The organism is Intestinimonas sp. (assembly GCF_026169115.1).
Classification (GTDB): Bacteria; Bacillota; Clostridia; order Oscillospirales; family Oscillospiraceae; genus Intestinimonas.
On the sequence record NZ_JAPFEA010000105.1, the window covers coordinates 1 to 5,473 of the forward strand.

Here is a 5,473-nt window from a genome sequence, read left to right on the forward strand (position 1 = left end):
ATGCTGGAGCAGCCCATCACCCAGACCCTGGAGATCAACTACATGCCCTACGCCATGAGCGTCATCGTCTCCCGGGCCATCCCAGAGATCGACGGCTTCAAGCCCTCCCACCGCAAGCTCCTCTATCCCCTGCACCAGATGAAGCTGCTGGGGGGAAACCGGACCAAGTCGGCCAACGTGGTGGGGGCCACCATGAAGCTAAACCCCCACGGCGACGCCGCCATCTACGACACCATGGTCCGCCTGAGCCGGGGCTACGGCGCCCTCCTCCACCCCCTGGTGGACTCCAAGGGCAACTTCGGCAAGGTCTACTCCCGGGATATGGCCTGGGCCGCCCCCCGTTACACCGAGGTGCGCCTGGACCCCATCTGCGGCGAGTTTTTCCGGGACATCGACCAGGACGCCGTGGACTTCACCCCCAACTACGACGGCACCATGACCGAGCCCACCCTGCTGCCCACCACCTTCCCCAACGTGCTGGTCTCCTCCAACATGGGCATCGCCGTGGGCATGGCCTCCAACATCTGCGGCTTCAACCTGGGCGAGGTGTGCGACACCACCGCCGCCTACCTCAAAAATCCCAACTGCGACCTGATGGCCACCCTCAAGGCCCCCGACTTCCCCACCGGCGGCGAGCTCCTCTACGACGAGCGGGAGCTCTCCTCCATCTATGAGACTGGCCGGGGCTCCTTCAAGGTCCAGGCCCGGTGGCGGTATGTGAAGGAAGAAAACCTCATCGAGATCTATGAGATCCCCTACTCCACCACCGTGGAGGCCATCATGGACAAGGTCTCCGACCTGGTCAAGACCGGAAAGGTGAAGGAGATCTCCGACATGCGGGATGAGACCGACCTGAGCGGCCTCAAGCTCACCATGGACCTCAAGCGGGGCGTGGACCCGGACAAGCTCATGGTCAAGCTCTTCCGCATGACCCCCCTGCGGGACTCCTTCTCCTGCAACTTCAACATCCTCATCGCCGGCATGCCCCGGGTCATGGGGGTGCGGCAGATCCTGGAGGAGTGGACGGCCTGGCGCATGGAGTCCGTCCGCCGCCGGACCTTCTTTGTCCTGGGCAAGCGCCGGGAGAAGCTCCACCTCCTCCAGGGCCTCCAGAAGATCCTGCTGGACATCGACAAGGCCATCAAGATCATCCGGGAGACTGAGGAGGACGCCGAGGTGGTCCCCAACCTGATGATCGGCTTCGGCATCGACCAGGTGCAGGCGGAGTATGTGGCCGACATCAAGCTGCGCAACATCAACAAGGAATATATCCTCAAGCGGACCCGGGAGACCGAGGACCTGGAGAAGGAGATCGCCGACCTCCAGGACCTGGTGGACAGCCCCGCCCGCATCAAGAAGACCATCACGGCGGAGCTCGCCGCGGTGAAGAAGAAGTACGCCGCCCCCCGGAGGACGGGTCTCCTCTACGACCACGCCGAGGAGGCCGACGAGGGCGGGGAGGATGTGCCCGACTACCCGGTGAACGTCTTCCTCTCCCGGGAGGGCTACTTCAAGAAGATCACCCCCCAGTCCCTGCGCATGAGCTCGGAACAGAAGTACAAGGAGGGGGATGGGGCCTACCTCCAGTGGGAGGGCTCCAACCGGGACGAGCTGCTGGTCTTCACTGACCGGCAGCAGTGCTACAAGACCCGCATGAGCGATTTCGAGGACGCCAAGGCCAGCGTACTGGGGGACTACCTGCCCACCAAGCTGGGCTTCGACGAGGGGGAGACCTTCCTCTGGGCCTGCGTGCCAGGGGACTACGGCGGCAACCTCCTGTTCTTCTTTGAAAACGGCAAGGCCGCCCGGGTGGAGCTCTCCGGCTACCGGACCCAGACGAGGAGAAAGCGGCTCACCGGGGCATACTCTGACAAGAGCCCCCTGGTCCGGGCCTTCCTCCTCCGGGAGGATATGGAGATGGCGGTGTGGTCCACGGAGGGCCGCTGTCTCATCTTCCACACCGCCGCCCTCGCGCCCAAGACCACCCGCACCACCCAGGGTGTGGCGGTGATGACCCTCAAGCCCAAATACAGGGTGGAGGGGGCCGCCCCCCTGGACCGCACGCCCATCCAAAACGCCGCCCGCTACCGGGCCCGGAGCCTGCCGGTGGCCGGCGCCCTCCTGAAGGAGGAGGACCGGGGCGAGGAGCAGCTGAGCCTGCTGTGACAGGAGATCCCACCCACTGGAGGTAGTTATGAAAGAAACCCTGCGAAAGACCCTGATGGCCTATGTCTGGATCACCGTGGCGTCGGTGATCTACGCCGTGGGCTTCAACTGGTGCTATGAACCCAATCGGATCGGCTTCGGCGGCATCACCGGCGTGGCCCAGATCATCAACGCCTTCCTGCCCTGGGCCCCCATCGGCGCCGTGGTGATCCTCCTCAACGCGCCGCTGTTCCTGCTGGGCTGGCGGCTGCTGGGGGGGCACCTCCTCTTCTCCTCGCTCTACGCCATGTTCGTCTCCTCCCTGGCCATCGACGTGCTCCACTTCGTCCACGTCTTCCAGCCCATGGACCCCATGCTGGCCACCATCTACGGCGGCGTGCTCATGGGGGGCTCGCTGGGCATCGTCTTCCTCCAGGGGGCCACCACCGGCGGCACCGACCTCATTGCCCGGCTTTTGAAACTCAAGCTGGCCTGGCTGCCCATGGGCCGGCTCCTCATGGCCATCGACCTGGTGGTCATCCTGGCGGTGGCGGTGGCCTTCGGCAACGTTTACAGCGCCCTCTACGGCGTGGTGGCCCTGTACCTCTCCTCCAAGGTCATGGACATGGTCCTCTACGGCCTGGACACGTCCAAGGTGGCCTATATCATCAGTGAGGACTCCAAGACCATCGCCTACCGGCTCACCCGGGACCTGGACCGGGGGGTCACCATCCTCCAGGGCCGGGGGGCCTGGTCCGGCCAGGAGAAGGAGGTCCTCATGTGCGCCTTCAAACAGCGGCAGATCGTGGCCATGAAGCGCATGGTGAAGGAGATCGACCCCAACGCCTTCCTCATCGTCTGCGACGCCCACGACGTCATGGGAGAAGGGTTTCGGCAGTATCAGCAAAACGACCTGTAACGGGAAGGAAGGATGCGCTATGGCAGATCTGAAAAAGCTGCAGCAGAATCTGGAGGAGCGGGGCTTCGCCGTCACCCGCTTCGACACGGCGGCCCAGGCCGCCGACTACTTAGACGCCGCCCTGGACGGAAAGACCGTCGGCATCGGCGGCTCCATGACCGTCCAGGAGATGGGGCTGGCCGAGCGGCTGAGCAAGCATGCTCAGGTCCTCTCTCACTGGGCCGGGAGTACCCAGCAGGAGGCCGCCGGTGCTCAGGTCTATCTCTGCTCTGTGAACGGCGCCGCCGAGACCGGAGAGCTCATCAACATCGACGGCACCGGCAACCGGGTGGCCTCCGGCCTGTTCGGCCACGAGAAGGTCTACTTCATTGTGGGCCGGAATAAGGTGGCCCCCGACTACGACGCCGCCCTCTGGCGGGCCCGGAACATCGCCGCCCCCAAAAACGCCCAGCGGCTGGGCCGCAAGACCCCCTGCGCCGTCAAGGGAGACCGCTGCTACGACTGCAAGAGCCAGGAGCGCATCTGCCGGGCCCTGGTGGTCTACTGGGAAAAGCCCAACAGCATGGACATGGAAGTGGTGCTGGTGGATGAGGACCTGGGCTATTAAGGGGCGGCTGACCGCCCTGGCTCTGGCCCTCCTCACGGCGCTGGGCGGCTGCTCGGCCATGCTGGAGCGGGAGTACCAGTCGGTGGAGCCCCACGTCCGGCTCAGCGTGGCGGAGGACGACTCCAACGCCGTGTGGGCGGAGAGCTACTCCGAGCTCCAGGGGGCCATCCTGGCCCAGGTGAAGACCCACCAGGAGGTGGGGGTCATCCGCCTGAAAAACTGGAAAGGGGACGTGGAAGAGCAGCTCACCCGGGCCTGTGACGAGGTCAGCCACTCCGCCCCCCTGGGGGCCTACGCCGTGGACCGCATCCAGCACAGCTTCACCCGGATGGTCTCCTACTATGAGGCCACCATCACCATCGACTTTCGGCGCACGGCGGAGCAGATCGCCGCCGTGGCCACCGTCACGGGCAGCGGCGCCATCCGGGCCGAGCTGGTGGACGCCCTGGACGGCTTCGTCACCGAGACCGCCTTTCAGATCAACTACTTTGACGAGACCCAGGACGCCGACTACATCCGGGACCTGGTACGGGAAGCCTATTACGACCTGCCAGCCGCCGCCCTGGGCCTGCCGGAGGTCCAGGTGCAGCTCTACCCCGACCAGGGGAGCCGCCGGGTGGTGGAGGTCCTCCTCAGCTATCCCGAGGAGTCCAAGGCCCTCCAGAGCAAGCGGGTCCAGCTGGAGACCGCCGCCACCGACCTGGTGGAGCCCTACCGGGCCGGTTTGAAGGACACCGCTCTGGCCGCCGCCCTCTTCAATGGCCTCCGGGAGCGGACCCGGACCGATGCCGCCGCCGGCGCCACCGCCTACCACGCCCTGGTGGAGGGGGCGGCCGACAGCGAGGGGATGGCCCTGGCCTACAAGGAGCTGTGCGACCTGGCCGGTCTGCCCTGCCGGATCGTGGAGGGGGCCCTGGGAGAGGATGCGTCCTTCTGGACCATCGTCACCCTGGAGGAGGGGAGCCGCCATGTGGACCCCGCTCAGGCGGACGGACTCCTGCTCACCGATGCCCAGATGGCCCAGGCCGGCTATACCTGGCCCGATGGGGAGTACCCCCTCTGCGGCGAGTCTCCCGTCCCGGCGGAAGAAAATGTGGAAAATTGAAAATTTCTCTTGACAGAAGCGGCAAGTGCAGCTATAATATCATTTGTCGCTTGCAGGTGTAGCTCATCTGGTAGAGCGCCACCTTGCCAAGGTGGAGGTAGCGAGTTCGAGCCTCGTCACCTGCTCCAGCATAAGAAAACGGACTGCGAAAGCAGTCCGTTTTCTTATGCTGTGAATTAAGCTGTCCTTTTGTTTTGGGTTCCGCCGCCCGGAAGGCGGCTCCACCTTTTGGAACTTCACATGCTCGGGGTAAAGTTTAGAATGGACGCGGCGTCAGCCGTGTCCTTTTTGTTATATTTGTGTGCAGTGATGGGAGAAACGGATTCTTCGCTGCGCTCAGAATGACGGGGCAGGTGAGGGAACCGCCTCCCGGTCGTCATCCTGAGGCCGCAGGCCGAAGGAACCGTATCCCCCGTCCTTTTTGTTATATCCGTATGCAGAGAAGAGAGAAGCGGATGCTTCACTGCGCTCAGAATGACGGGGCAGGTGAGGGAACCGCCTCCTGGTCGTCATCCTGAGGCCGCAGGCCGAAGGAACCGTATCCCCCGTCCTTTTTGTTATATCTGTGTGCAGCGATGGGAGAAACGGATGCTTCTTTTTTTTTATAATGTAGGGGGAGGTGAGTGAACTTCCTACTTGTGTTCTTCGTGAGGGGGCTTTGCGTATTAAACTTATCCCCCGTCCCTTTTGTTATACC

Annotated in this window: 5 protein-coding genes and 1 tRNA gene; 5 read left to right on the forward strand and 1 reads right to left on the reverse strand. The window is 63.9% G+C overall.

Annotation, left to right across the window (positions count from 1 at the left end):
- The 5 genes from Q0Y09_RS09300 to Q0Y09_RS09320 form a co-directional block, all read left to right on the forward strand.
- Positions 1 to 2,166, forward strand: a 2,166-nt coding sequence (locus tag Q0Y09_RS09300; protein WP_297720677.1) for a DNA topoisomerase (ATP-hydrolyzing) subunit A, incomplete at its 5' end; no start/stop codon positions are given.
- A 28-nt stretch (positions 2,167 to 2,194) separates the two neighbouring features.
- Positions 2,195 to 3,064 (forward strand): YitT family protein, encoded by an 870-nt coding sequence (locus Q0Y09_RS09305; RefSeq protein WP_297720678.1) that lies wholly within the window; start codon positions 2,195 to 2,197, stop codon positions 3,062 to 3,064.
- A gap of 19 nt (positions 3,065 to 3,083) precedes the next feature.
- Positions 3,084 to 3,671 (forward strand): lactate utilization protein, encoded by a 588-nt coding sequence (locus tag Q0Y09_RS09310; protein ID WP_297720679.1) that lies wholly within the window; start codon positions 3,084 to 3,086, stop codon positions 3,669 to 3,671.
- Positions 3,652 to 4,776 carry a hypothetical protein gene (locus Q0Y09_RS09315; RefSeq protein ID WP_297720680.1) on the forward strand — a complete coding sequence of 375 codons (1,125 nt, stop codon included), beginning with the start codon at positions 3,652 to 3,654 and terminating at the stop codon, positions 4,774 to 4,776. The genes Q0Y09_RS09310 and Q0Y09_RS09315 overlap by 20 nt, the downstream gene beginning before the upstream one ends.
- A 52-nt stretch (positions 4,777 to 4,828) precedes the next feature.
- Positions 4,829 to 4,904, forward strand: a tRNA-Gly gene (locus Q0Y09_RS09320).
- Between the two features lie 341 nt (positions 4,905 to 5,245).
- Here Q0Y09_RS09320 and Q0Y09_RS09325 read toward each other — a convergent pair.
- Positions 5,246 to 5,473, reverse strand: a 228-nt coding sequence (locus Q0Y09_RS09325) for a hypothetical protein (RefSeq protein ID WP_297720681.1), incomplete at its 5' end; no start/stop codon positions are given.

Coding starts and splice junctions, on each gene's coding strand:
- Q0Y09_RS09315 (WP_297720680.1), top strand. CDS start 3,652: ATGAGGACCTGGGCTATTAAGGGGCGGCTGACCGCCCTGGCTCTGGCC.
- Q0Y09_RS09305 (WP_297720678.1), top strand. CDS start 2,195: ATGAAAGAAACCCTGCGAAAGACCCTGATGGCCTATGTCTGGATCACC.
- Q0Y09_RS09310 (WP_297720679.1), top strand. CDS start 3,084: ATGGCAGATCTGAAAAAGCTGCAGCAGAATCTGGAGGAGCGGGGCTTC.